24 protein-coding genes and 1 pseudogene are annotated in these 23722 nt (G+C 67.0%); 6 read left to right on the top strand and 19 right to left on the bottom strand.

The window, feature by feature from the left end; genetic code table 11:
• Positions 1–8 precede the first annotated feature (8 nt).
• From P8R42_16365 to hisB, 5 genes are read right to left on the bottom strand one after another with little or no spacing between them, the layout of a single operon-like run.
• Positions 9–1031 carry a cation diffusion facilitator family transporter gene (locus P8R42_16365; GenBank protein ID MDG2306189.1) on the bottom strand — a complete coding sequence of 341 codons (1023 nt, stop codon included), beginning with the start codon at positions 1029–1031 and terminating at the stop codon, positions 9–11.
• Positions 1028–1789: an imidazole glycerol phosphate synthase subunit HisF gene (hisF, locus tag P8R42_16370; GenBank protein MDG2306190.1), complete on the bottom strand. Its 762-nt coding sequence runs from the start codon at positions 1787–1789 to the stop codon at positions 1028–1030. The genes P8R42_16365 and hisF overlap by 4 nt, the downstream gene beginning before the upstream one ends.
• Positions 1789–2535 (bottom strand): 1-(5-phosphoribosyl)-5-[(5-phosphoribosylamino)methylideneamino]imidazole-4-carboxamide isomerase, encoded by a 747-nt coding sequence (gene hisA / locus P8R42_16375; GenBank protein ID MDG2306191.1) that lies wholly within the window; start codon positions 2533–2535, stop codon positions 1789–1791. The genes hisF and hisA overlap by 1 nt, the downstream gene beginning before the upstream one ends.
• Positions 2532–3167 (bottom strand): imidazole glycerol phosphate synthase subunit HisH, encoded by a 636-nt coding sequence (gene hisH / locus P8R42_16380; protein ID MDG2306192.1) that lies wholly within the window; start codon positions 3165–3167, stop codon positions 2532–2534. Before hisH ends, hisA begins: the two co-directional genes overlap by 4 nt.
• Positions 3164–3751: an imidazoleglycerol-phosphate dehydratase HisB gene (hisB, locus tag P8R42_16385; protein ID MDG2306193.1), complete on the bottom strand. Its 588-nt coding sequence runs from the start codon at positions 3749–3751 to the stop codon at positions 3164–3166. Before hisB ends, hisH begins: the two co-directional genes overlap by 4 nt.
• A 232-nt stretch (positions 3752–3983) precedes the next feature.
• Here hisB and P8R42_16390 point away from each other — a divergent pair, with 232 nt between their 5' ends.
• Complete coding sequence (locus P8R42_16390; protein ID MDG2306194.1) at positions 3984–4724, top strand: hypothetical protein; 741 nt, start codon at positions 3984–3986, stop codon at positions 4722–4724.
• A 7-nt stretch (positions 4725–4731) separates the two neighbouring features.
• Here the strand turns inward: P8R42_16390 and P8R42_16395 are convergent, their stop codons facing one another.
• From P8R42_16395 to P8R42_16455, 13 genes and pseudogenes are all read right to left on the bottom strand, one after another.
• Positions 4732–6255, bottom strand: a complete 1524-nt coding sequence (locus tag P8R42_16395; GenBank protein ID MDG2306195.1) for an alpha-L-arabinofuranosidase C-terminal domain-containing protein — start codon at positions 6253–6255, stop codon at positions 4732–4734.
• Positions 6245–7729 (bottom strand): carotenoid oxygenase family protein, encoded by a 1485-nt coding sequence (locus P8R42_16400; GenBank protein MDG2306196.1) that lies wholly within the window; start codon positions 7727–7729, stop codon positions 6245–6247. Before P8R42_16400 ends, P8R42_16395 begins: the two co-directional genes overlap by 11 nt.
• Positions 7726–8385: a PadR family transcriptional regulator gene (locus tag P8R42_16405; GenBank protein MDG2306197.1), complete on the bottom strand. Its 660-nt coding sequence runs from the start codon at positions 8383–8385 to the stop codon at positions 7726–7728. Before P8R42_16405 ends, P8R42_16400 begins: the two co-directional genes overlap by 4 nt.
• Positions 8386–8418: 33 nt before the next feature.
• The gene (locus tag P8R42_16410; protein ID MDG2306198.1) at positions 8419–8886 is read right to left on the bottom strand and encodes a gamma-glutamylcyclotransferase; all 468 of its coding nucleotides are present in this window, start codon (positions 8884–8886) and stop codon (positions 8419–8421) included.
• Positions 8883–10196 (bottom strand): histidinol dehydrogenase, encoded by a 1314-nt coding sequence (gene hisD, locus P8R42_16415; GenBank protein ID MDG2306199.1) that lies wholly within the window; start codon positions 10194–10196, stop codon positions 8883–8885. Before hisD ends, P8R42_16410 begins: the two co-directional genes overlap by 4 nt.
• Positions 10197–10330: 134 nt before the next feature.
• Positions 10331–11608, bottom strand: a pseudogene (murA, locus tag P8R42_16420) (UDP-N-acetylglucosamine 1-carboxyvinyltransferase).
• Positions 11609–11686: 78 nt separating this feature from the next.
• Positions 11687–12568: a peptide chain release factor N(5)-glutamine methyltransferase gene (gene prmC / locus P8R42_16425; GenBank protein ID MDG2306200.1), complete on the bottom strand. Its 882-nt coding sequence runs from the start codon at positions 12566–12568 to the stop codon at positions 11687–11689.
• A 2-nt stretch (positions 12569–12570) separates the two neighbouring features.
• A complete protein-coding gene (gene prfA, locus P8R42_16430; GenBank protein ID MDG2306201.1) occupies positions 12571–13635 on the bottom strand; it encodes a peptide chain release factor 1 in 1065 nt (354 codons plus the stop codon).
• Between the two features lie 32 nt (positions 13636–13667).
• Positions 13668–13970 carry a 50S ribosomal protein L31 gene (rpmE, locus tag P8R42_16435; GenBank protein MDG2306202.1) on the bottom strand — a complete coding sequence of 101 codons (303 nt, stop codon included), beginning with the start codon at positions 13968–13970 and terminating at the stop codon, positions 13668–13670.
• Positions 13971–14027: 57 nt separating this feature from the next.
• Entirely contained in the window at positions 14028–15530 is a 1503-nt protein-coding gene (gene glpK / locus P8R42_16440; protein MDG2306203.1) for a glycerol kinase GlpK, read from the bottom strand.
• A gap of 26 nt (positions 15531–15556) precedes the next feature.
• On the bottom strand, positions 15557–16357 hold the full coding sequence (locus P8R42_16445; GenBank protein ID MDG2306204.1) for a hypothetical protein: 801 nt from the start codon (positions 16355–16357) through the stop codon (positions 15557–15559).
• A gap of 143 nt (positions 16358–16500) precedes the next feature.
• The gene (locus P8R42_16450; protein MDG2306205.1) at positions 16501–16632 is read right to left on the bottom strand and encodes a hypothetical protein; all 132 of its coding nucleotides are present in this window, start codon (positions 16630–16632) and stop codon (positions 16501–16503) included.
• Positions 16633–16665: 33 nt separating this feature from the next.
• A complete protein-coding gene (locus P8R42_16455) occupies positions 16666–16851 on the bottom strand; it encodes a hypothetical protein (protein ID MDG2306206.1) in 186 nt (61 codons plus the stop codon).
• Between the two features lie 109 nt (positions 16852–16960).
• Between P8R42_16455 and P8R42_16460 the strand changes: the two genes are divergently transcribed.
• From P8R42_16460 to P8R42_16480, 5 genes are read left to right on the top strand one after another with little or no spacing between them, the layout of a single operon-like run.
• Entirely contained in the window at positions 16961–17815 is an 855-nt protein-coding gene (locus P8R42_16460) for a glycosyltransferase (GenBank protein MDG2306207.1), read from the top strand.
• The gene (locus tag P8R42_16465) at positions 17812–19149 is read left to right on the top strand and encodes a sodium-dependent transporter (GenBank protein ID MDG2306208.1); all 1338 of its coding nucleotides are present in this window, start codon (positions 17812–17814) and stop codon (positions 19147–19149) included. The genes P8R42_16460 and P8R42_16465 overlap by 4 nt, the downstream gene beginning before the upstream one ends.
• A gap of 37 nt (positions 19150–19186) precedes the next feature.
• Positions 19187–19933, top strand: coding sequence for a hypothetical protein (locus tag P8R42_16470; protein MDG2306209.1), 747 nt, complete (start codon positions 19187–19189; stop codon positions 19931–19933).
• Entirely contained in the window at positions 19911–20768 is an 858-nt protein-coding gene (locus tag P8R42_16475; protein ID MDG2306210.1) for a TPM domain-containing protein, read from the top strand. Before P8R42_16470 ends, P8R42_16475 begins: the two co-directional genes overlap by 23 nt.
• A gap of 28 nt (positions 20769–20796) precedes the next feature.
• Positions 20797–21357 (top strand): LemA family protein, encoded by a 561-nt coding sequence (locus P8R42_16480; protein MDG2306211.1) that lies wholly within the window; start codon positions 20797–20799, stop codon positions 21355–21357.
• A gap of 6 nt (positions 21358–21363) precedes the next feature.
• Here P8R42_16480 and P8R42_16485 read toward each other — a convergent pair whose 3' ends face one another.
• Entirely contained in the window at positions 21364–23706 is a 2343-nt protein-coding gene (locus P8R42_16485; GenBank protein MDG2306212.1) for a multiheme c-type cytochrome, read from the bottom strand.
• Positions 23707–23722 lie beyond the last annotated feature (16 nt).

Below are 23722 nucleotides of genomic sequence, written 5' to 3' on the forward strand. Positions count from 1 at the left end.
GCGGCGCCCTAGTGCGACAACGGCTCCTCGAGGCGGGCTTCCTCGAGAGTCAGAGGCGGCCGCGTCTCGAAGTCGAAGCGGCGGATAGGGCAGTCGGTCACGTCGCAGACGCGGCAGAACTCCCGGCGGCACGGGTCCGTGTGGAAGACGATTTCACCTTCCACCTCGCCCGCCTCCAGCACGGCAAGCTCGAGGGCGTTCTCCGCCTCGTGCGCGGTTTCCACAGTCCAGTACTCCGGCACGATGAGGTGAGCATCCGCGTGTGTCACCGCGCCCGACCGAATCGCACGTAGGCGATGTACGCGGATGATGCCCGGAAAAGTGCTCGCATCGAACGCCGCAACGATGCGGGCCAGGAGTTCTGTGTCCTCCTCGTCGAGGAGGCCTCCCGCGCCGTGACGCACCAGACCGGCGCCGGTCCACGCGAGGCTCAACCCGACGACCAGCGCCGCGAGCGGATCGAAGATCGGCATCCCGGTGATCCAAACCAGCCCGAGCCCCAGGACGACGCCCAGGCTCGTCTTGAAGTCCGAAAGAACGTGACGCCCGTCCGCAATGAGCGTGATGGAGCCCGTCTTCTCCCCAGCACGCACCAGGTAGGCCCCGAGCCCGAGGTTCACGAGGCCCGCCCCCACCGTCAGGAGGAGGCCGAAGTCGAGCTGCTCGACCTGCGCGCCGACGATGAGCTCGCGGATCGCGAACCAGACGATCAACACCGCGGCAAAGGAGATCAGTCCCCCCTCGAACACCGCGCTCATGTACTCGATCTTGCCGTGGCCGTACGGATGCCCCTCGTCAGCCGGACGGATCGCGAAGAAGATCCCGCCCAGGGCGAACGTCGCGCCGACGACGTTGGTGATCGACTCGAGTGCGTCCGAGAGAATGGCCGCCGACCCGGTCGCGAGATACGCGACGTACTTCACGCCGAGCACAAGAGCGCCGACCACCAGAGAGATCGACGCGGCGCGAATTCGCAGACGGCTGGCGCTCGGCGAGTCGCTTGCAGCCGGCGCGTCCGGCGAAGGCGTCATAGACGGACGGGCACTCCACGCTCATGCAAAAACTCTTTGCACTGGTGGATCGAGTATTCCTCGTAGTGGAAGATCGACGCGGCGAGCACCGCACTCGCGTGCCCTTCTGCAAGCGCGTCGTACAGATGGTCGAGGTTGCCGGCTCCGCCGGAGGCAATGACCGGGACTCCGACGGCGTCCGACACCGCCCTGGTGAGGCCGAGATCGTAGCCGTCGCGCGTTCCATCCCCATCCATGCTGGTGAGGAGTATCTCGCCGGCACCACCGTCCGTCAGCCGCTGCGCCCATTCGACCGCGTCGAGGCCGGTCGGCCGACGGCCTCCATGGGTGAAGACCTCCCAGCGGTTCTCACCGGGGACCTGCTTCGCGTCGATCGCGACGACGATGCACTGCGTGCCGAACCGCTCGGCGCCGCGGGTCACGAGTTCCGGCTCCGAAACCGCGGCGGTATTGATCGATACCTTGTCGGCGCCCGCGCGCAGCAGAGTGCGGATGTCGTCTTCGGTGCGGACACCGCCGCCGACCGTGAGCGGCATGAAGCAACGCTCCGCCGTCTCCCGCACGACGTCGAGCAGGATGCCCCTCTTCTCGTGCGACGCCGTAATATCGAGAAAGCAGAGCTCGTCGGCTCCTTCCCGGTCGTAGCGGGTCGCCACCTCGACGGGATCGCCGGCGTCGCGGAGCCCGACGAAGCCGATCCCCTTCACGACCCGCCCGGCCTTCACGTCGAGGCACGGGATGATCCGTCTAGCGAGCATCAGCCGGCTCCCGCGCCGATGCGTACGGCTTCGCCGAGATCGATCGCGCTCTCGTAGAGCGCGCGTCCGATGATGACCCCGCTGAGGTTCGCACCGCCATCGAAGGCGGCGCGCGCAAGACGGACGTCCTCGACCGTGGCGACGCCACCGGACACGATGACAGGCACGCCGTGGCCGGATGCAAACGCCACGGTCGCATCGAGGTTGGCACCATCGCCGGTGCCGTCACGCCGGATGTCCGTGAAGACGATCGCGGCCGCGCCGGCCGCATCCCCGCGTCGCGCAACATCCAGCGGCGTCGTCGCGGCCTCGTCGACCCACCCGGCCGTCGCAACCTTGCCGTCGCGCTGATCGATCCCGACGGCGATCCTGCCGGGGTAACGCTTGCAGGCTTCTTCGACGAGCGTCGGATGGCTGACCGCCGCCGTCCCGAGGATGGCACGGTCCGCCCCCGCGTCGAGCACGCTGGCAACGGCGTCGAGATCGCGGAGTCCTCCGCCGACCTGAACGGGGATCGAGAGCGCGGCGCAGATCTCCGCGATGACCGATCCGTGGGCTCTCTGCCCGCGCGCGGCGCCGTCGAGGTCGACGACATGGAGACGCTGGCCGCCTTCGGATTCCCAGCGCTTCGCCATCGCGACCGGGTCGTCCCCATAGGTCGTCTCCGCATCGAAGTCGCCCTGAAGGAGGCGCACACAGCGCCCACCTCGCAGATCAATCGCCGGGATAACTTCGAAGACGCTCATGAGACTCCCACGGTACGGACGAAGTTCCGCAGCAGCTGAATGCCCACACCTTGGCTTTTCTCGGGGTGAAACTGGGTTGCGAAGACGTTATCGCGGGAAACGGCCGACGCGAACTCTTCGTTGCCGTAGGTGGTCGTCGCCGCGAGCAGCTCGGGCTCGGCCGGCTCGGCGCAGTAGGAGTGCACGAAGTAGTAGTAGGTGCCGTCGTCAATCCCGTCGAGCATGGCGTTCGGGGTTCGCTTCCGCAGGCCGTTCCAGCCCATGTGCGGGATCTTCACATCCGTCGAGCGGAACTTCACGACCTTGCCCGGCAGGATCCCGAGACCCGCAACGCGCCCGAACTCCTCGCTCTCTTCGAAGAGGATCTGCATCCCAACGCAGATCCCGAAGAACGGGCGGCCCGAACCGGCCGCATCGAGAACCGCGCCGGTCAGACCAGCTTCGGCGAGGCTCGCCATGCAGTGCGCAAACGCACCCACGCCGGGCAAAACGACCGCCTCCGCGTTCTCGACATCCGACGCTTCGGGCGTGACACGAACCTCCAGATCGAGACCTTCCTCGGCCACGGCACGCTCGATGCCCTTCTGAGCGCTTCTCAGGTTGCCGACACCGTAGTCGACGACCGCGATCACAGAAGTCCTTTTGTCGAAAGCACTCCGGTCACGCGCGGATCGAACTGCGTCGCCACGTCGAGCGCGCGCCCGAGTCCCTTGAACATCGCCTCGATCATGTGGTGCGGATTACGGCCGCGAATGCAGTCCACGTGGAGATTCATCCGAACCTCGTTGATGAACGAGAGCAGGAAGTCATGCACGAGGCCCGTGTCGAAGTCGCCGACGCGTTCCTGGCCCGGGTCGAGCTCGTAGACCAGGTAAGGCCGGCCGGAGAGATCGGCGACGATCGAGACGAGCGCCTCATCGAGCGGAACCGAAGACTGTCCGAATCTACGGATGCCGGTCTTGTCGCCGAGCGCCTCCCGAAACACCTGCCCGAGCGTCAATCCGACGTCTTCGACCGTGTGGTGCTGATCGACCTCGAGATCGCCGGTCGCCCGGACGACGAGGTCGAAGAACCCGTGCTTGCTCCAGAGCTCGAGCATGTGGTCGAGGAACGGTACGCCCGTCGAGATCGTCGAGGCGCCGGAACCGTCGAGCGAGAGCTCGACGAAGACGGTCGTCTCCCGCGTAGTCCGCTCGAGGGCGGCCGTGCGCGCCAGCACCGCCTTGCGGCGTGCCGGGGCCTTCGCGCGGGGCGCGGGCCGGCCGGCCGGAGCCGAGCGCTTCTTCGGAGACGTCTTGCGCGCCTTGGCGGCGCTCTTCTTGGTGGCCTTGCGTGCCATCGACGGATTGTCGCATACAGACCCGGTAGGCGCGAGATTCCAGCCTGGCCGGGGCCCCGCATTCTACGGCCGTGTTGAAAGGGCCGGCGGCAGCGGGCAAGCTCGAAGAGTGGAGACGGAACCATACGAAGATGAGGGGCCAAGCGTTCTCGGGAGCTACGCACACGCCTGGGGGACGCTGAAGGCGATGCCGGGGCGGCTGATTCTGATGCTGTTCCTGTTTGCGGTTCTCCAGCTCCCGGCCTACGCCGACTTCGGCGGCGCTTTCGGCAGCCTGGTCGGCAACCTCTACCGGCTGCTGGTCCTCGGCCCCCTCACGTTTGGGCTTTCGTACTGCTTCCTGATCGCGATCCGAGGCAATACGCCGGAAGTGGGAGACCTGTTCGCGCCCTTCCAGCGCGCCTACACCTCGGCGGTCGCCGCGAGCTTCCTCCTCCCGGTCGTCCTCGTCATCGCGAGTCTGCCCATGATCGGCGCCCTCGGGATCGTGTTTCTCGGAGACGAGCCCTCACCCATCCTGACGGTCGCTGCCTCCACGCTGGTCGCCCTACCCATTTTCGCCGCGGTGCGGTTGAGCTTCGTTCCCTACCTGCTCATCGAGGAAGGCCTCGGCCCGATCGACGTGCTCGGTGAGAGTTGGGCGCGCACGCAGCCCGTTCAGATGCCGATCCTCGGGGTGGAGATGCTGTCCGCCGCCCTCCTCGCCATCGGCCTCGCGCTTCTGGTGGTGGGTGCAGTCCCGGCCATGATCCTCGCCGGGCTGGCCATCGCGACGATCTACGACGACGTCTCGCCCGACCTGCCGGACGAAGACGACGGGGTCGACCTCACGCCGCCGAGCGCGGTCTAGAAACTTCCTAAGCCCTTGGGCTCAGTTCGAAAGTCATCGCCACCACCGACAGCGGTGCGAGTTCGGCAACCGCCGCGCCCGCGTCGACTCGGACGTCACCGAACGATCGCGGCACGATCACGTTCGGGTTCTCGAAGGAGTTCTCCGCCTTGGGATCGTCGCCGGTCACGATCTCCGCATCGACAAGTGCTGCGACCTGCCGATCCGCAAGATCCACCCGGAGTGGCGCGGTCTCCGTGAGGCTGCGATTGGTCGCGAAGACGTGCATCCGGTCGCCATCGAGAATCGCGCTCGCGTCGACCGTGTGAACCCGACCGTTGGTCGCGCCTTCGTACACCGGGCCGTCCACCACGGCGCGGAGCGCGCGCCCTGTCCGGCGCTTCGCGTACATCTCGAACACGTGGAAGATCGACTGCAGGAGAAGATCTTCGCCGCGTGTCTGGATCGGCGCGATGACGTTCACGACCTGCGCGATGTTTGCGATCTTCACGACGTCGGCGTGACGGATGAAGCTGTTGAAGAAGCCGGAGACCACCAGAGCGTCCTCGAGATTGTAGGTCTCCTCGATGAGGTGCGGCGCCTGCTGCCCGGCGCCGCTCATCTCCATGTTCTTATACCAGATGTTCCACTCGTCGAAGCAGAGGTACGCGCGCTTGGGGCGTTTGCGCTTCGCCTGCACGAAGCGGCAGACCGCATCCATCTCCTCGATCTGCCGATCAATCGAATTCGTCACGGCGAGAAAGTCCGCCGTATCGTCCGCCCGGTTGTCAACGTAGCGATGGAGGCTGATGTAGTCGGCGAGCCCGCCGACGTACTCGAGAACCTCGCGGTCCCACTGCATGTAACTCGGCAGGACCGTCATCGACGAACCGCACACTACGAGCTCGATCCGGGGGTCGACGTCCTTCATCATCTTTGCGGCTTGCTGTGCACGAATCGCATACTGATCCGCAGGAACATGACCGAGCTGCCACGGGCCGTCCATCTCGTTGCCCAGGCACCATAGCGGCACGGCGTGCGGCGCGGCGCCTCCGTTCTCGACCCGCATGTCGGCGTAGCGCGTCCCTGCGGGAGCATTGCAGTACTCGACCCAATCCCGAGCCTCCTGTGGCGTTCCCGTGCCGAGGTTCACCGAGAGCATCGGGGTCCAGTCGAGCTTGCGACACAGACGCATGAACTCCTCGGTTCCGAAGCGGTTCGTCTCGACGCTCTGCCACGCGAGTTCTCGAACCGTCGGCCGGGACTCCGCCGGACCGACCCCGTCGAGCCAGTGGTAGCCCGACGCGAAGTTACCCCCGGGGTAGCGCACGACGGGCATCTTCAACCGCGAGAGCGCCGCGAGGACGTCACGCCGGAAGCCGTCTTCGTCGGCGTGGACCGAGCCCGGCTCGAACACGCCCTCGTAGACGCACCGGCCCATGTGTTCGAGGAAGCCACCAAAGATCCGGGGGTCGACGTCGCCGATTCCGAATCCCGTATGTAGCGTGAGGGTCGTCTCCCCCATGTGTGCGGTCCCCGTGTCAGGCCCCATCGGGCACCCAGACTCCATGGAAACCGTACGGCACCAACTGGGGAAGTGCGATCTCGGCGACCGGACCTCTTTCGACATTCAAGGCGTCGAGCACGAGGAAGGTGCTGGAGTCACGCGCGTGGTCGTAGGTGTAGCTGAGGAGCCAGCCCTCCCCCTCGCCGCTGCCTTCGGGCACGAAGAACACTTCGCCGAGATGCCGGTTCGGGCCCGGATCCCACTCACGGAGGTCGCCGGACTGGTAGTCGACGTGCAAGACCCCACCCGTGTTGACCGTATCCGGGTGCGGACGGAAGGTCGTCAACCAGCCGTGACGATTCCGACGACCGGTGAAGCGACGGTCGTGCACCGGGAAGTCCAGGTTCCGCTCGAAAAGGACCTCGTCGCGGAAGCTCAGCGACTCGCCGGCCGTATTCACCCGCCAGCGATAGAACGCCTGACGCGTGTCTCCGAACCGCTCGCCGTCCATCATCTTGTCGAACCGACACACGTCGAGGACGATCTCGTCTCCGTCGCGATACGCATTCAACTCGTGGAACACGTAACAGGGTTCGATCTCGACCCAGCGGATCTGATCCGCGCTACCACCGAGGGGCATCACACCGATGCGCGCGGGGTAGTCGTCGCTCCACGAAAAAGGGAAACCACCGGCTCCACTGGCGGCGATGTCGAAGTCGAACAAAACCGGGAGATCCCAGAACACGACATCCTGCTCGGTGATCGCGAACGAGTGCATCATCGAGTTCGCACCGAGCTCGATCTCGGTGCTGTGGATGATCCGACCGCTCGGATCGGCCACGTGATAGGTGAGGTACGGGGGAACAAACCAATACCCAAAGAAGTGCATGTTCCCGGTCGCCGGGTCCACCTTGGGGTGCGCTGTGAACGACGTATTGAGCTCGCCCTCAAAGTCGTTCACGCCGACCGTACTGAGATCACGGGGATCGATCTCGTACGGCGCACCGACCTCTCCCGACGTCATGAGCTTGCCGCCGTGGTAGAACGCGCTCACGTTGCTCTGATTATTGCCCCGGATCGGCGGGCCCCCGTCCGTAAAGCTCTTACCCCCTGTGTAGAGCGGCGTCTCGATGTACCGGTTGCGGTACCAGGAGGCGCGGCCGCCATCGAGACGAATCCCGTGCAACATCCCGTCGCCGAGGAACCAATGCCCCGATACGCCCGACTGCGCGTTCGACCCGTTGCGAACGAAGAGTCCCGACAGCTCCGAGGGGAGCGATCCCACGATCGGCAGATCGAATGCTTCGACCTCCGCGGCGACTGGCCCGAAACCGTTCTGTAGCCACCACGGACGACTCGGATCGACCTGCAACGGGACGGCGACGTCCGCCGCCGAGGTCGCACTGTCGCCACAGCCCGAGAGCAGAGGCGGGAGTGCAAGAGCGGACGCGGCCGCACCCATGCTCCGCAGGAACTGGCGGCGGTCGATGGACCGCGTGAAGGGATCTCGAACCGTCATTGATTTTCTCCCTTTCGCCGGCGGCCCGTGCCTCCGGCGCTCATCGGGCTCCTCCCCTTCTTGGTGCGGGAAGAATTCTTCTTGGATCGCACACCCGACTCGGACTCAAGGCGCGCGAGCTCTTCCAGTGTTTCGTTGACCCAGTCGATCTGCGCGCGGCGCTCGCGCTCTCCGTATCGGAGCGTGATCCGCCAGAACGGCATGTCTTCGGATTCGGGGAAGGACGATTCGAGGCGCCGACGCATGCCCTCGTAATGCGAAAGGAAGCTCTCCTGCAGGGCCCGGTGGTTCTCGAGTTGGCCCCGCAGAGCCTCACCCGACATCCGCTTGCCAAAGAACAACTTCAGCAGGAACTCGTTACGCACGGTCCCCAAGTCGGTCGGCTCCAGGAGCCATTCGTCGAGCGCCTTGCGGCCGGCGTCCGTGACTTCGAATACGCGCCGCCCGCGAACCGCTTCCGTCCCCTGGACCGCGCGCGTCAGGCCGTCTTCCGCCAGGCGGCGGAGGATCGGATAGATCTGCCCGTAGCTCTCCGCCCAGAAGTTGCTGGCGCTGCCGTCCAGGGCCTTTTTGACATCGTACCCCGACATCGGCCCCCAACACGTGAGGTACCCGAGGATCGCGAAGGTCGTGCGATTGACGCGAGACGTAGCCACCGCTCTTCCAGATATATCCAGAAGAGCGGTTGGTCAATTCCGATTCGTGCCGTCCCGATCCGCGATCCGGAAGGCCCGGCAGCTCTCCAGGTAGGCCTCCAGATCCCCGCCCATGAACCCAAAGGGGTCCCAGGGACGCCCGTCGAGCCGGTCCGCGTAGCGCTCGGGGACCATCCAGACCTCCGCGGTGAAGGATCCGCCCTCTTTCAGCTCGACCTCGAGCGTCCTCCGCTCGTAGAGCCAGTCCTCGAAGCGATCGAGGACGGCAAGCGTGTCGTCGTCGACGGCGAGGTAGAGACGCCCAAGGGTCGTCTTTCCCTCGGCTTCGACGATTCCCGGATAGACCTCCCCGGAAACGCCGAATCGCTGAAACCCGGCGAGCGAGGCGCGGTGGGACTCGAGGGTCTGGCCGGTGACGGTGTCCATCACGACCGGAAACATCAGGGTGCCGTACGTGAAGACCGCACGCCCGGCCCCACCCGTGGGCGTCGCGGTGCTCAGGAGCGCCCGCGCGCCGAGCGCTTGGCGACCCGACGCGCCACGGCCGAGCCATGCGCTTCGAGGCCTTCCATCTCGGCCAGCCGCAAGAGGGGCGGCGCGAGGCGAGCCAACGCACGCGGCGTCGCCTCGATCACACTCGTCCTCTTCAGGAAGTCATACACGCCGAGCGGGGACGCGAAGCGCGCGGAGCCACCTGTCGGAAGGACGTGGTTCGGGCCGGCGAGGTAGTCTCCGAAGGCTTCGGGCGACGAGTGCCCGAGGAAGATCGCACCGGCGTGCTCGATCTTCGGGACGAGACGCCTGGGGTTCTTCACCGCCAACTCGAGGTGCTCAGGCGCGAGTTCGTTTGCCAGCGCGACGGCCTCGGACAAGCCCCGGGTCACGACGATCGCGCCCAGGTCGTTCATGGCCTTGCGCGCAATCTCGCCGCGCGGAAGTTCATCGAGCTGTTCACCCACCGCCCTCTCGATCGCGGCGGCGAGACGAGCGCTCGGCGTGAGACAGATCGCCGTGGAATCCTCACCGTGCTCCGCCTGGGCCAGGAGGTCGGCGGCCACCAACTCGGGATCCGCCGACGCATCGGCTACGACGACGACCTCACTCGGTCCGGCAACCATGTCGATGCCCACCCAGCCGGCGACCAGACGCTTCGCCGTTGCCACGAACGCATTGCCCGGCCCGACGATCTTGTCGACGCGTGGAATCCGCTTGGTGCCGTACGCGAGCGCGGCGACCGCTTGCGCGCCGCCCACCCGATAGATGCGATCGACCCCGGCAAGGTACGCCGCGGCGAGGAGTGTGGCGGGCTCGCCCCCCTCGTGCGGCGGCGTGACCGCGATCACCTCGCGCACACCGGCCACCTGCGCAGGGATGGCGTTCATCAAGACCGAAGATGGATAGAAGGCGGTGCCACCCGGCACGTAGAGTCCGACGCGGCCGAGCGGACGGATTTCCTGCCCCAGAGTGACGCCGAGCCCGTCGCGATACCGGAAGGAGCGCTCGCGCTGCTTCGAGTGGAAGGATCTGATCCTTCGGACCGCCACGCGCAGAGCGGCGAGATCCGCGCGCGCCAAGCCCGCACAGGCCGCCCGCATCTCCTTGCGCTCAACGACCAACTTCGAAGGAGGGACGCGGATGTGATCGAATTTCTGGGTCGCCTCGGAGACGGCACGATCGCCGCGTGCACGGACGTCGGCGAGGATTCGGCGCACGGACCGCTCGACGGTCGACTCGAGGGCTTCGCCGCGGCGAGCCCACCTGCGGCGGAGTCGAGCAAAGCCGGGGTCGGATGTGCGGACGACGAGCTTCACGACTCCCCTCTGTCGCCCGAGCCCTTCGCCTGTAAGTTCGTGGTGTTGCCGGCTGCGTCGGTCGAGGCGGATACAGCCCTTTCGAGCGCCCGCAGAGCATCCTCGGTTTGGGCAAACGTTGCTGCCGGGCCGCGCACGCGCTCGACCTCGGCGCCGAGCGCCGTAAGCTTCTCTTCCAGCCGCTCGTACCCACGGTCCAGGTGATAGACGCGCTGCAGGCGCGTCGTATTGCGCGCAGTAAGGCCCGCCAGGACGAGGCACACGCTGGCGCGAAGGTCCGTCGCCATGACCTCGGCCCCTTCGAGTCGGTCAGCACCGCGTACCGTCGCGGTCGATCCGTCGATCGCGATGTCGGCGCCGAGCCGCACGAGCTCTTGCACGTGCATGAAGCGGTTCTCGAAGATCGTCTCGGTGATCCGGCTCTGTCCTTGTGCAAGGCACACCAGCGCCATGAACTGCGCCTGCAAATCCGTCGGGAAACCGGGGAAGGTCGCGGTCTCAATGTCGACGGCGCGGATGCCGTCGTAGCCCCGACGGACGCGGATCGAGTCTTCCGTGCTCTCGATGCGTGCACCGGTCTCTTCGAGCTTCGCGACGAGGCTTCGCAGATCGTCGATCCGCGCGCCCTTAACTGTGACGTCTCCGCCGGTCGCAACGCCCGCGATGAGGAACGTGCCGGCCTCGATGCGGTCGGGGATGACGCGGTGACGGAAGCCGTCGAGTTCTTCGCGGCCTTCAATCTCGATCGTCGACGTACCGGCACCCTCGACGCGCGCGCCCATCGACGCGACGACCTTCGCGAGGTCCACGACCTCAGGCTCGCGAGCGGCATTCTCGATCACAGTCGTGCCGACGGCCATCGAAGCGGCCAGGATCAGGTTCTCGGTGGCTCCGACCGACGGCATCGGCAGCGCGATGCGAGCGCCCCGCAGACGCGCCGGCGCCTCGCCACGGCTCGGGGCATGCGCCTCGACGTAGCCGCTGCGATGACCGATTCGGGCGCCCATCGCCGCGAGGCCCTCCAAGTGGATGTTCACCGGCCGGCTGCCGATCGCGCAGCCGCCCGGGGTCGCCACGCGGGCGTACCCGAAGCGAGCGAGGAGCGGGCCCATCGCGAGGAACGACGCCCGCATCGTCTTCACCAGCTCGTAGGGCGCCTCGTAACTCAGCACGCTCGGCGTCCGCAGCACCAGAGTCGAACCAGCGCTCTCGAGCTCGACCAACTCAACGCCCAACCGCTCGAGGAGTTGGCGCGCGGTGCGGCAGTCGGCGACCTTCGGAACGTTCTCGAGCCGGCACAGCTCGGGGGTCAGGAGCGACGCAAAGAGGATCGGCAACGCTGCGTTCTTCGCACCGCTGACCTCGACAGTCCCGTTGAGCGGTCGCCCTCCCCTGATGATGATTTCGTCCATGCGTCCCCCAGATCCTCAGCCCGTCCACCCGCCGCGTTCGCACCCGCCCTTGCGCCACGGAAGCGCTCGCGCTTGCCCTCAGTGCGTCGCCGCGTCCGCCCGCAAGACACGCGGGCGACCCGCTAGATCACGTAACACCCGGACCTCGACGAAGCCTAGCCCCTGGGCGATCTCCGTGGCGCGAATCCCCTGCCCCGCCCCGATCTCACACAACAGCCGCCCCCCAGCCCGAAGCACCCGGCCGGAATCCGCGATCAACTCCCGAACTACACCCAGACCGTCGCCAGATCCACCGTCGAGTGCCATCCGTGGCTCGAAACCCAACTCCCGCCGGGCGCCCCGCAGCTCGTCCGGTGTGAGGTAGGGAGGGTTGGACACGACCAGGTCCACGCTGTCCGCCGCCAGGCCCCGTGACAGGTCACCGCGAGTGAACGAAAGAGCCGGTTCCACGTTCGTCGCGACGGGGAGCAATCGCTCGGCGTTCCGGCGCGCGACCGCGAGCGCCTCCCCCGAACGATCGACCGCGACGATCGTCGAGCACCCGGCCGGTCCTCCGCACGAAGAGAGCTCGTACGCCAAACTGACGGCAATGGCTCCACTTCCGGTGCCCACGTCCACAACCCTGCAGTTCTCGCCGCGGGCGACGACGAAGGCGACCCCCTCCTCGACGAGAAGCTCGGTCTCGGGCCGCGGCACGAGCACATCCGGCCCCACCTCGAAGGAGAGCGAGAAGAACTCCTTGTGGCCTGTGAGGTAGGCCACGGGCTCCCCGCCTTCTCGACGTCGCAGGAGGGCTTCGAAGGCCTCCTCGAACGGGCCCAGGGGATCACGGTCGTGCGCCAGGAGCCCGGCGTCATTGCGGCCGGAGACGTGCCCGAGAAGGACCCGGGCATCGAGCTCCGGCGTCTCAGAACCGGCCGCTTCGAGCCTCCGCTCGGCTGCGGCCAGGGCCTCCCGCACGGTCAATCCGCCGCCTTCAGCGCCTCGGCCTGGGTTTCGGTGACCAGCGGGTCGAGGAGAACATCGAGCTCGCCTTCCAGGACCTTCTCGAGCGCATGCGTCGTCAGGTTGATGCGGTGGTCGGTGATCCGGCTCTGCGGGAAATTGTACGTGCGGATCCGCTCCGAGCGGTCGCCCGAACCGATCATCGAGCGACGATCGGCATCCTGCGATGAGCGCTGCTCTTCCTCGGCGCGCTCGAGAAGGCGAGCGCGAAGGACCTTGAGCGCCTTCGCCTTATTCTTGTGCTGCGACTTCTCGTCCTGGCACGTCACGACGAGGCCAGTCGGCTCGTGGGTGATGCGCACAGCCGAGTCTGTGGTGTTGACGCTCTGCCCGCCCGGCCCCGACGAACGGAAGACGTCGATGCGCAGATCGTTCTCGTCGACGGCGATGTCGACCTCGTCGGCCTCCGGCAGGACGGCCACGGTCACCGCGGACGTGTGAATGCGCCCCGATGCCTCGGTCTGCGGTACCCTCTGAACGCGGTGTACCCCGCCTTCGAACTTGAGCCGACTGAACGCGCCGGCGCCGTCGATCGAGCAGACGATCTCCTTAAAGCCGCCGATACCCGTGGGGTGGGAATCGAGGATGTCCGTGCGCCAACCCCGCCCTTCCGCATAGCGCGTGTACATCCGGAAGAGGTCGGCTGCGAAGAGCGCGGCCTCGTCACCACCGGTCCCCGCGCGAATCTCGACGATCACGCTGCGCTCGTCGTTCGGATCCTTCGGCAGGAGCAGGATCTTCAGCTCGGCTTCGGCGGCGGCGAGCTGCTCGCGAAGCTCGGGCAGTTCCGCCTGCGCCATCTCGCGCATGTCGGCATCGTCGTCGCCCACGAGTCCGGTGAGGTCTTCGACCTCACTGCCGAGCTGCTTCCAACGCTGGAAGCACTCGACGACGGCCGAGAGAGTGGATAACTCGCGACTCAGGCGAGTGAACTCACCTCGATTGCCGATCACGTCCGGATCGGCGAGCATCGCCTCCAGCTCGTGATAGCGCCTTTCGACGTCCTCGAGCTTGTCGAGCATGGCTCAGGCGCCGGGCGTGCCGGCGCTCACTCTCAGCTGGCCGGCTCGGCCGGCGTGTCGGTGGCCGCGGCGGCAGCAGCGGCAGCGGCAGCAGCCTCTTCTTCGGCAGCGGCTTCGGCGGCGATCCCCTTCTTGGGCTTGCTGCCGTAGCGCCGGTTGAAGCGCTCGACCCGGCCCGCGACGTCGAGGAGCTTCTGCTTGCCGGTATAGAACGGGTGGCAGGAGGAGCAGATTTCCACGTGGACCTCAGCGACGGTGGAGCGCGTTTCGAGAACGTGCCCACAGCTGCAGACGATCTTCGCGGCCTCGTAGTTCGGGTGGATCCCTTCCTTCATTATCCCCAAAACCTAACACCCACCTCGGACAGGCGAAAGGGGGGAGACTGGAGCCCGCTAGCGGCGGCGGGCCTGCCGCACGGCCGCCTTCCAGCCCTCGTAGAGCCGGTCCCGCTCGCCCGCCTTGGCCTTCGGACGGAAAATCTTGTCGCGCGCGCGGCGTTTTTCCAGGTTGGCCGGAGTCCAGAGGCCGACGCCCAAACCCGCCAGATAGGCGGCGCCGAGGGCCGTCGTCTCCACGACCTTGGGACGATTCACCGCGACACCGAGCTGATCGGCCTGGAACTGCATCAGGAAGTCGTTCGAGGCGGCTCCGCCGTCTACCCGGAGCTCGCCGAGGGCGGCCTTGGGGTTCTTGGTGGCGCTCCGGAGGTCGTCGACCATCGCCTCGATCACGTCCCGGCTCTGGTAGGCAATCCCCTCCAACGCGGCGCGAACGATGTGAGCCTTCGTGTTGCCCCGCGTGAGACCGACGAGCGCGCCGCGCGCGTCCGCGTCCCAGTACGGCGCTCCCAGCCCCACGAAGGCCGGAACCAGATAGACGCCGTCGTTCCCCGCGACCGTCTGCGCGATCTTCTCGCTGTCCGATGCGTTCTTGAGAAGACCGAGCCCGTCGCGAAGCCACTGGATCGCTGCCCCGGCCACGAAGATGGACCCCTCGAGAACGTAGAGGGGCTCGCCCGCCGGCCCGCAGCCAAGCGTCGTCACGAGCCCACTCGACGACATCACCGGCTTGTCCCCGACCGGCATCAAAACGAAGCAACCGGTGCCGTAGGTGTTCTTCACCATGCCGGGACGAACGCAGAGCTGACCGAACAAAGCGGCCTGCTGATCGCCGGCGATCCCCGTTACCGGAATCTCGGCGTTACCGAAGAGCCCCGGTACCGTGCGGCAGAACTCCCCGGAGGACGGTTTCACTTCCGGCAACACGGCCGACGGTACGCGGAGAAGCTTCCTCAGGTCGTCGTCCCAAGTGCGGCGGTGGATGTCGAAGAGGAGCGTGCGGGACGCATTGGTGTAGTCGGTCGCGTGCACCGCCCCGCCCGAGAGCTTCCACACGAGCCAACTGTCGATCGTGCCGAACGCAAGCCGACCGGCGTTGGCGCGCGCACGTGCGCCGCGCACCTTGTCGAGGATCCACTCGACCTTCGTACCTGAGAAGTAGGAGTCGACCACGAGCCCGGTCCGCTCGCGGACGAGCTCAGTCGCCCCCTGTTCGCGCAGCTCGTCGCAACGACGCGCGGTGCGCCGGTCTTGCCATACGATGGCCTTGTGGATCGGCTTGCCGGTCTTCCGATCCCAAATCACGGTCGTCTCACGCTGGTTCGTTATGCCGATGGCGGCGACGTCGGCCGGCTTCACCTTCGCCTTCCGCAACGCGGCCCGCATCACCTTCAGCGAGACGTCCCAGATCTCTTCGGCGTCGTGTTCGACCCACCCCGGCTTCGGAAAGTGTTGGGTGAACTCGCTGTAGGCGCGCGCGACGACGGCGCCGCGGGCATCGATCACCAGCGCCGTGCTTCCCGTGGTTCCCTGATCGATCGTGAGGACGTGTGGCATCGGTACGGTCTCCTTCGGCGGCGCTTCTACCCCGCCAGGATCGCGCGCGCGAGCCCCGCGCAGAGAAGAAGGGTCGAGACTTCAGCGAGCTCAGCGCCCGCGGCGAGGCTTCTCTCCCCGACGCCGCCGGCCCGGCGGTGGACGAGGATGCGGAGGGTGATCGTCTGGGTCGCGGTCCACAGAATCAGGATGAGGCCGATCGCGTTTGCGAGAATCAGCGTGAGCGCCATCGACGAAACGCTCGCGATCCCGAACTCCCGGAACTGCATCGCCCGTGGGAACACCGCACCCACACCGTCGGCGCGCGCCGACCGGGAACCGTAGGCCTGCACGACGAACGCCCAACGCCCAAGCATCAGAGCGAGAGGGAGCGACAAGCTGAGCGCTTCCGGCGGTGTCACCGAAAGCGCCCACCACTTCACCCATGTCGTCGCCCCAGCAGCAGCGACTCCGGCAGCCCGCGCCGCCATCGGACTCTCGCCGGTTTCAATCGAAGCGCGCGGAGAAAAGGCGAGCGCGACCGTGCCGGCGAGCCCCCGCGGCAGTGTGGCCGTCGTGAGGCCGGTGAGGACGAGGACGGCCACGAGCGCGGTGTCGTCCGTGCCCACGACTCCTTCCAGCCCACGCACGAGGACGACTGCGAGTGCGCCGAGGAGCAGTCCGAGCACCGGGAAGAACGCCCCTCCCCGTGCGACTTCTTCGAGATCGAGGCCCGGCCGCCGTCCCAGGAGCAGGTAGCGCGTGGCGGCCACCGCCTCCCGGGCCATCGCGCGAACCTGGATCGCCAGCGGCACGGACGGCTCCTCGTCGATCTCGTCTTCGGCCATCCGCGCCAGAACTAGCCCATCCGAAGACGCCACGCTCATCCGGCGCGACACGAGCGAAGGCGGGTCGATTCGAAGCCGCCAACGGCGCAACGCTGTTCCTCGACGATGTCGACACCCTATCGCTCGGCGTGCAGAGCAAACTGCTACGAGCCATCCAAGAGGGCGAGGTTCAACGCCTCGGCAGCAACCACCTCCACCACGTCGATGTGCGGATCATCGCCGCGACGAACCGCGACCTGCTCGCGGACGACCAAGCCCGAACGTTCCGCGAGCACCTGTACTACCGGCTTGCCGTCGTTCCCTTGAACCTACCTCGGCTGCGCGACCGACATGAGGACATCCCCGCACTCGTCGAGCACTTCATCGCCGAGGAAACACCCCGGCTCGACCGCGAGGTGCGCGGCGTCGCGGCGGAGGCCCTGTCCGAGCTCGAGCGATACGACTGGCCCGGAAACCTTCGCGAACTGCGCAACCCTGGTCGCCGTCTCCGCCATGTGCCCGTCCTGCCTCAGCCCGGGCCGGCGTGCAACACGTCCACCAGACGCTTGACCATCGCATTCCGATCCCGGTACGCACTACGAGTCTTCGCGGGCGGCAATGCGAATGGGATCGTCCGGCAATCGTCCACCACGTGCGACCGTGATCGTAGCCACCTACGAGAACCCCGCCGCTCTGTCTCTCGTGTTCGCTGGGCTCGCCCGACAGACCACCCCGGACTTCGAGATCGTCGTCGCCGACGATGGGAGCGGCGACACGACGCGCGATCTCGTGTCGACCTTCGCACGCGGGAGCCGCCTGCTGGTTCACCACACGTGGCACGCAGACGAGGGTCTCCAGAAGGGCCGGATCGTCAACCGCGCACTGCTCGACGCCAGGTCGGACTACGTGATCTTTCTCGACGGCGACTGCATTCCCGGACCGACGTTCGTTCAAGCCCACCTCGCGATCGCCCGGCCGGGCGCCTACCTCTCCGGCGGCTGCGTCCTGCTGTCCTCCGACGCGAGCCACACCCTCCGTCCCGACCTCATCGAAAACGGTGCGCTCGACGGACTCCGGGCCTGCCGACCCGGAAATCGGCGATCACGCCGGCTGGCCGTCTTCGGCATCCCGCCCCTGAGTGCCCTCCTCGACCGACGGTTCGCACGGCACCCCGTGGGCTTCCACGGGGGAAACGCCTCGACGTGGCGTGCGGATCTGGTGGAGATCGGCGGGTTCGACGAGCGTCTCCGACGCTTCGAGGACAAGGACATCGGGCACCGACTGCGACTTCGCGGCTTCCGGGGCGAATCCGTCCGCTACCGGATTCCGACGTGGCACGTGCACCATGAACGGCCGTACGTGGATCAGGCGATGCGCGACGAGAGCCGGGCACTGTTCGAAGCGAACGTCGCGAGCGGAGAGCGACGCACGCACCACGGTCTCGCACCCGCCGTCGATGCTGGTACAAGGGCGCCATGAGCGAGGGAACGAGCGCCGGACGCGGCGGATTTCAAACGGACCTCGGCTTCGTACTCGCCGCCGCCGGCAGCGCGGTGGGGTTGGGCAACATCTGGAAGTTCCCGTACATCACCGGCGAGTATGGAGGTGGCGCCTTCGTCCTAGTCTACCTGGGGTGCATCGCGCTGGTCGGACTTCCCCTTCTCTACGCCGAGATGATCATCGGGCGGCGCGGCGGCAAGGATGTGCTCGACAGCATGAGCACGCTCACCGCTCAGACCGGCATGCCCGGCGCACTCGCCAGCTGGGGCGTCGGACTGCTCGCCGTCGGCTCCGGATTCTTCATCCTCTCGTTCTACGCGGTCGTCGCGGGCTGGGCCGTTCACTTCGTCGCGTTGTCTCTCGGAATCCTCTCCGCGGATCCGGCGGGGCCGGAAGCCACCTTCGCCGCTCTCGCCGGGAACGGCCCGCTCTCTGCCTGGTGGCACACCGTGTTCATGGTGCTCGTTGTATTCGTCGTCGCGGGTGGCGTTCAGTCCGGGATCGAGCGCGCGTGCAGAATCCTCATGCCCGCGCTCATGGTCATCCTGTTGCTGTTGCTCGTCTACGTCGGCATCACCGGAGGACTGGGCGCGTCTCTCTCGTTCCTCTTCCGACCAGACTTCTCGAAGCTGAGTGCCGACGCCGTTCTCGAAGCCCTCGGGCACGCGTTCTTCACCCTCTCCCTCGGCATGGGCGCGATGGTGACCTACGGCTCGTATCTGAAGTCCGATCGACACGTCGTGCGCGACCAGCTGGCCGTGGCATTCCTGGACACCGGCATCGCCCTCATCGCCGGACTCGTGATCTTCGCCGTCGTGTTCTCGATGGGCGCGGAACCCGGCGCCGGGCCCGGCCTCGTCTTCATCACACTGCCCGATCTCTTCGCCAAGATCCCCGGAGGCTCGGTCGTCGCCGTCTCGTTCTTCGTGCTCCTGGTCTTCGCCGCATGGTCGTCGGGGATCTCGCTGCTCGAGGTGGTCGTCGCGCTCGCGATCGACCGATTCGGCTGGAATCGGCGAACGGCCTCGATCGGCTTCGGCCTGCTCATCTGGGGACTCGGACTTCCGTCCGCCTTCTCCGGCGAGTTCCTCGACTTCATGGACAACCTCACGACGCGATACATGCTCCCGGTCGGCGGGCTCCTGATCGCGCTCTCCGCCGGATGGCTCCTCACCAAGGAGGATCGCGAGGCCGGGTTCCGCGCGCTGCCCGGCGGCGCCCCCGCACTCGCGAGCGCCTGGACGTTCACCATCCGCTTCGTCACACCCGTCCTCGTCCTGCTAGTGATCCTGAACGGAATCGGGGTCTTCTGATCGTTCCGCGCAGCGGAGTCTGCTAGGAGGAGGAAACGTGGAGCCCGCAGCCGAAGTCAGCAAGCGCATCGACGACGTAGGCCAGTCTCTGGCCCAGGCCCTCGGAGCCGGCGCCGTGTGCATCGCCGTTTACGGCAGTGCCGCGGGGGACGACTTCTCCCCGGGCCACTCCGACGTCAATCTCTTGATCGTCCTGCGAGACGTCACCTTCGCCGACCTGCGCTTGATCGGCGCCACGCTCGAGCGCGAAGCAACCGACGCGTTGATCTTCGCAACGCCGCTGGTCATCGCACCCTCGTTCCTCACCGACGCGCGGGACTCCTTCCCGATCGAACTCGCGGACATCGCCGCGCGACACCGGGTGCTGCAGGGCGACGACCTCCTCGCGAGCGTCCGCGTGAGCCCGGCCCACATCCGCGAAGAGGCCGAACGCGAAGCACGCAGCAAGCTCCTCCACCTCCGCGCTCTCGTCATGCACCGGCCGCCCGAGGCGGAGATGCGTCACGCCCTCGCCGGCCTCGTGAGCACTATCTCCCTGCTCGAGCGCGCCCTGCTCGAAAAGAAAGCCGCCGGCGCCGAACTTCGTGGCGCCGCCCTGTTTGCCGAGATCCAACGCCTCCAAGGCATTACGCTGGGCTCCCTGAATCGACTTCATGCCATGCGCGAAGAACGTGAGTCCTGGCCGAGCGGTGACGCCCTCGACGAGTTAGTCGAGGGAGCGCTCCGAGACGTCGAGGCCCTCGTTGCCTGGGTCGACACCCATGCGCACGATTCCGTCGGCTGACACCGCGCGGTTCGCCGCCGTCGCGCTCTGCACGACTCTGCTGCTGCTTCTCGGCCGCGGTCCGGCGCAGGGCTTCACGTTTGATGTTCCGAAGCCGACCGGCTTCGTCGTCGACGAGGCCGGCGTGCTGACCGTCGGGCAGAAGAAGCGCCTGATCGACCTGAACCGGGAACTGCAAGAGAAGACGGGGGCGGAGATCGCGGTGGTCGTCGTGCGGTCGACCGAGCCGGAGCCACCGCACGACTACGCCATGGCCATCGCCGAGAGCTGGAAGCCCGGCTCGGCCAAGAAGGACAACGGCGTCGTCTTCCTCGTCGCGACCGAAGACCGACAGATGTACATCCTGACGGGGTACGGAGCTGAGGGCCCGCTTCCCGACGGGCTCGTCGGCGAGATTCGGGATCGCATCGTGCGACCGGCGTTCCGCGCCGGCGACTACGGTGCCGGCATCGTCGACGCCTCGAACCTGATGGCGTCTCTGATCGCGAAAGACGCGGGCGTGACCCTCACCGGCGTAGCACCGCCGCGGATGCCCCAACGTCGACGGCGACAACGCGGCGGCGACTCCTCTATCCTCGTCCTCTTCATCCTCTTCTTCATTCTCCGTTCGATGTTTCGCGGCGGAGGAAGGGGCGGCCGAGGGGCACGCCGCGGACACGATGCGCTGGGCGGGTTCCTCCTCGGCAGCTTGCTCGGCCGAAGCTTCGGTCATGGACGACATGGCGGCGTCGGAGGCGGCGGATTCGGCGGCGGTGGGTTCGGTGGCGGGGGCGGCGGGTTTGGTGGATTCGGCGGCGGCGGCTTCGGCGGCGGCGGCGCGGGTGGTAGCTGGTAGATCGTGTTGGGTAATCAGGAGGCTCGAGATGACTGATGTGAAATCGTCCCGGAACGTCGCGACGTTCGTCGCTCTCACGGTGCTCGCTAGTGGATGCGGCTACAACACGATGGTCGCGCAGCGCGAGTCGATCGACGCCCAGTGGGCGCAGGTCGAGAACCAACTGCAACGACGCAACGACCTCATCCCCAATCTCGTCGAGACCACGAAGGGCTACGCGAAGCACGAGAAGGAAATCTTCGAGTCGATCGCAGAGGCGCGGGCGAAGCTCATCGGCGCGAAGACCCGCGACGAGAAGATCGAGGCCTCCAACCAGGTGTCGGGTGCGCTCTCTCGCCTGCTCGCAATCGCCGAGAACTATCCAGACCTGAAGGCCAACACCCAGTTCGCGCGACTGTCGGACGAACTCGCCGGGACCGAGAACCGGATCGCGACCGAGCGTCGGCGGTACAACGATGAAGTGAAGGTCTTCAACACCACCATCAAGGGCTTCCCGACCACCATCTTCGCCGGCTGCCTGGGCTTCCAGCCCGCCGACTACTTCGAAGCGCCCAACGAGGCGAAGGTCGCGCCCAAGGTCGAGTTCTAAGGAGCGCTACTCCGGGTGCGCCGCTGCGCGCGCCCGGACCATCGCGACGAGCCGAACGACCTCGGGCTGCGCGCCGACCAACTCGAGGAGACGCTCGGCCTGCGGCATCGCCTCCTCCCAACGCGCCTGCTGCACGTAGAAGATAGCGAGTGCGTTGCGGAACTCGGGGGAGTTGGGCCGGAGGTTCACCGCAGCGCGGAGATACCCTTCCGCCTCGCCCGGCCGCCCCAGATGCTGCACCGAAAGTCCCGCGTTGTACTGGAAGCGTGGGTTGTCCGGTGCGGCGCGTGCGGCGGCGCGGAGATACTCTGAGCTCTCTTCGAGACGAGCCTTGTCTTCGGCCAGGAGAAGACCGAGCGAGTACTTCGCCTCCGCGAGCTCAGGCGCACGGCGGATCACCTCGCGGAACCCGTCTTCTGCCTCCGCCGACCGACCGCCGGTCGCGTCGAGCATGGCGAGGTTGAAGCGCGCCGGAACGAAGGCCGGCTCGATCCGGCTCGCCTGCTGATAGAAAGCACGGGCGCCCGCGTCGTCGCCCGCGTTCTGTCGCAGGACGCCGAGATTCATCTGCGCGGCCGGCTGGTCGGCGGAGGCCATCTGCCCGGCGACGTACTCGCCGAGGGCGGCCTCGTACGCGACCGTGTCGGCGTCGGCGGAGCCCGTGAAGCGCTGGCTCGCGATTCGGGAGAGCGAGATCGCCGCCTCGGTGCGAACGAGTCGGCTCTCGTCGGAGAGGAGCGGGACGAGCAACTCGAAGTCGGCCTGCGACGTGGCGAACGCGGCCGTGTTCACGACCGCCAGCGATCGTACGAACGGCTCGGGGTCGTTCAGAGCGGACCGCGCCGCGGCCAACGCGACGCCGGGGTCCGAGGTCTGCAGAAAGTGGAGCGCCGACGCGCGGAGAATCGCCGACCGCTCGGGATTCGCCACGATGGCCGCAAGAGGCCCTGCCGCGGCCGGCCCGTCCGTACGAGCCGCCGCCATCGCCCGCGTCTCGTGGACGTCGTCGGGTCGATTCGGACCGAACCACTCGACGACGCGATCGCGGGCCCACTCAGCCGTCTGGTCCGCGTGACAACGCGAGCACGCGTTCGGCACCCCGAGTTCAACGGTCAGATCCGGGCGCGGGATGTGAAACCCGTGGTCGCGACGCGGGTCGACCTGCATGTAGGTCGTCTCGGCCATGTGACATGCGACGCACGCACTCCCCTCGCTGCCTGCCCGATGGTGCGTGTGGTCCGGAGCGTCGTAGGTCGCGGGAACGTGGCACTGGGCGCATAGCGCGTTACCCTCGGCCACCAGCTTCAGCGTGTGGGGGTCGTGACAATCCGTGCAGGTAACGCCCTCTGCGAACATGCGACTCTGAAGGAACGACCCGTAGACGTAGACCTCGTCCAGGATCTGACCGTCGGCATGGTAGAGTTCCTCGCCGAGAACTTCAGGGCGATACGATTCGGTGAACGGCACGCCCCACGCATCTTGGGGATGCACGAGCGCCCGCCGCGAATGACAGGGAGCACAGGTGTCGATCTGAGTTCGCTGGAGGCCCCGGTCTCGACCCGTGAACGCACCCACTCCCAGGTCAACGAGGAGCCCAAGGTCGGCATCGTCCCGGGCGCCATCCGCGCGAGCCCACGCCACGTGATCTTCGCCCGGGCCGTGACAGGCCTCGCAACTGACGTCGATCTCACTCCAGACGGTGTCGTAGGTGTTCGTCTCGGGGTCGTATTGCTTGCGGAGATTCGTGGAATGGCAATCCGCGCAACCCTGATTCCAATTGAGACCGAAGCGCGTCCAATGCAGCGGATCGTCGAGCGGGATCTCCTCCCCCGGGTAGAGGGAGAGCCACTCCGCCTTCTCAACGTCCCACGCTACGGGGTGCGCCTGCAGCCTGCCGCCGCCGATGTCCACGAGATACTGCTGCAACGGACGAACGCCGAAGACGTACCGGACCGGGAAGCTCTGCTCCTCACCATCGGGACCGATCGCGCGAACCCGAAACCCGCCGTCCTCACCCCGATGGAAGCGGGTCGTGGCTCCGGCGTCCGTGAAGCTCGAATCCTCGAAGCTTCCCAGAACCGTGTCCTCGGTCGCGAGTTCCATCGCGAGATCGTGATCGGAACCGGCCCAGGCGCGGGCCTCCCTCGCATGGCACTCCGCACACGCCGCCCCGCCGACGAAGGCGACGGGTTCCGCCGCCGCAACCTCCGTGGGGCCCGGGCTCGGCGAAGCCGACGGAGCCGTCGACGGCACCGGAGCCTCGGCCGGCACCTCGGGCTGCGGACATGCCGTCAAGAGCAAAAGGACTACTACCGGCGCTGCGAACCGCATTGCGAACAATCGTTCCATTCTTCGTCCGCGCGAC

Source organism: Candidatus Binatia bacterium (genome assembly GCA_029243485.1).
In the GTDB taxonomy this organism is placed as follows: Bacteria; Desulfobacterota; Binatia; order UBA12015; family UBA12015; genus VGTG01.

Excerpts from the sequence above, each read along its gene's own strand:
- hisA (MDG2306191.1), bottom strand. The coding sequence starts at position 2,535 with ATGAGCGTCTTCGAAGTTATCCCGGCGATTGATCTGCGAGGTGGGCGC.
- hisF (MDG2306190.1), bottom strand. The coding sequence starts at position 1,789 with ATGCTCGCTAGACGGATCATCCCGTGCCTCGACGTGAAGGCCGGGCGG.
- P8R42_16465 (MDG2306208.1), top strand. The coding sequence starts at position 17,812 with ATGAGCGAGGGAACGAGCGCCGGACGCGGCGGATTTCAAACGGACCTC.
- rpmE (MDG2306202.1), bottom strand. The coding sequence starts at position 13,970 with ATGAAGGAAGGGATCCACCCGAACTACGAGGCCGCGAAGATCGTCTGC.
- P8R42_16400 (MDG2306196.1), bottom strand. The coding sequence starts at position 7,729 with ATGACGGTTCGAGATCCCTTCACGCGGTCCATCGACCGCCGCCAGTTC.
- P8R42_16480 (MDG2306211.1), top strand. The coding sequence starts at position 20,797 with ATGACTGATGTGAAATCGTCCCGGAACGTCGCGACGTTCGTCGCTCTC.
- P8R42_16365 (MDG2306189.1), bottom strand. The coding sequence starts at position 1,031 with ATGACGCCTTCGCCGGACGCGCCGGCTGCAAGCGACTCGCCGAGCGCC.
- P8R42_16395 (MDG2306195.1), bottom strand. The coding sequence starts at position 6,255 with ATGGGGCCTGACACGGGGACCGCACACATGGGGGAGACGACCCTCACG.
- P8R42_16455 (MDG2306206.1), bottom strand. The coding sequence starts at position 16,851 with ATGGCGGAGACGGCGACCAGGGTTGCGCAGTTCGCGAAGGTTTCCGGG.
- glpK (MDG2306203.1), bottom strand. The coding sequence starts at position 15,530 with ATGCCACACGTCCTCACGATCGATCAGGGAACCACGGGAAGCACGGCG.
- P8R42_16460 (MDG2306207.1), top strand. The coding sequence starts at position 16,961 with ATGGGATCGTCCGGCAATCGTCCACCACGTGCGACCGTGATCGTAGCC.
- P8R42_16475 (MDG2306210.1), top strand. The coding sequence starts at position 19,911 with ATGCGCACGATTCCGTCGGCTGACACCGCGCGGTTCGCCGCCGTCGCG.
- P8R42_16485 (MDG2306212.1), bottom strand. The coding sequence starts at position 23,706 with ATGGAACGATTGTTCGCAATGCGGTTCGCAGCGCCGGTAGTAGTCCTT.
- P8R42_16445 (MDG2306204.1), bottom strand. The coding sequence starts at position 16,357 with ATGGCCGAAGACGAGATCGACGAGGAGCCGTCCGTGCCGCTGGCGATC.
- prfA (MDG2306201.1), bottom strand. The coding sequence starts at position 13,635 with ATGCTCGACAAGCTCGAGGACGTCGAAAGGCGCTATCACGAGCTGGAG.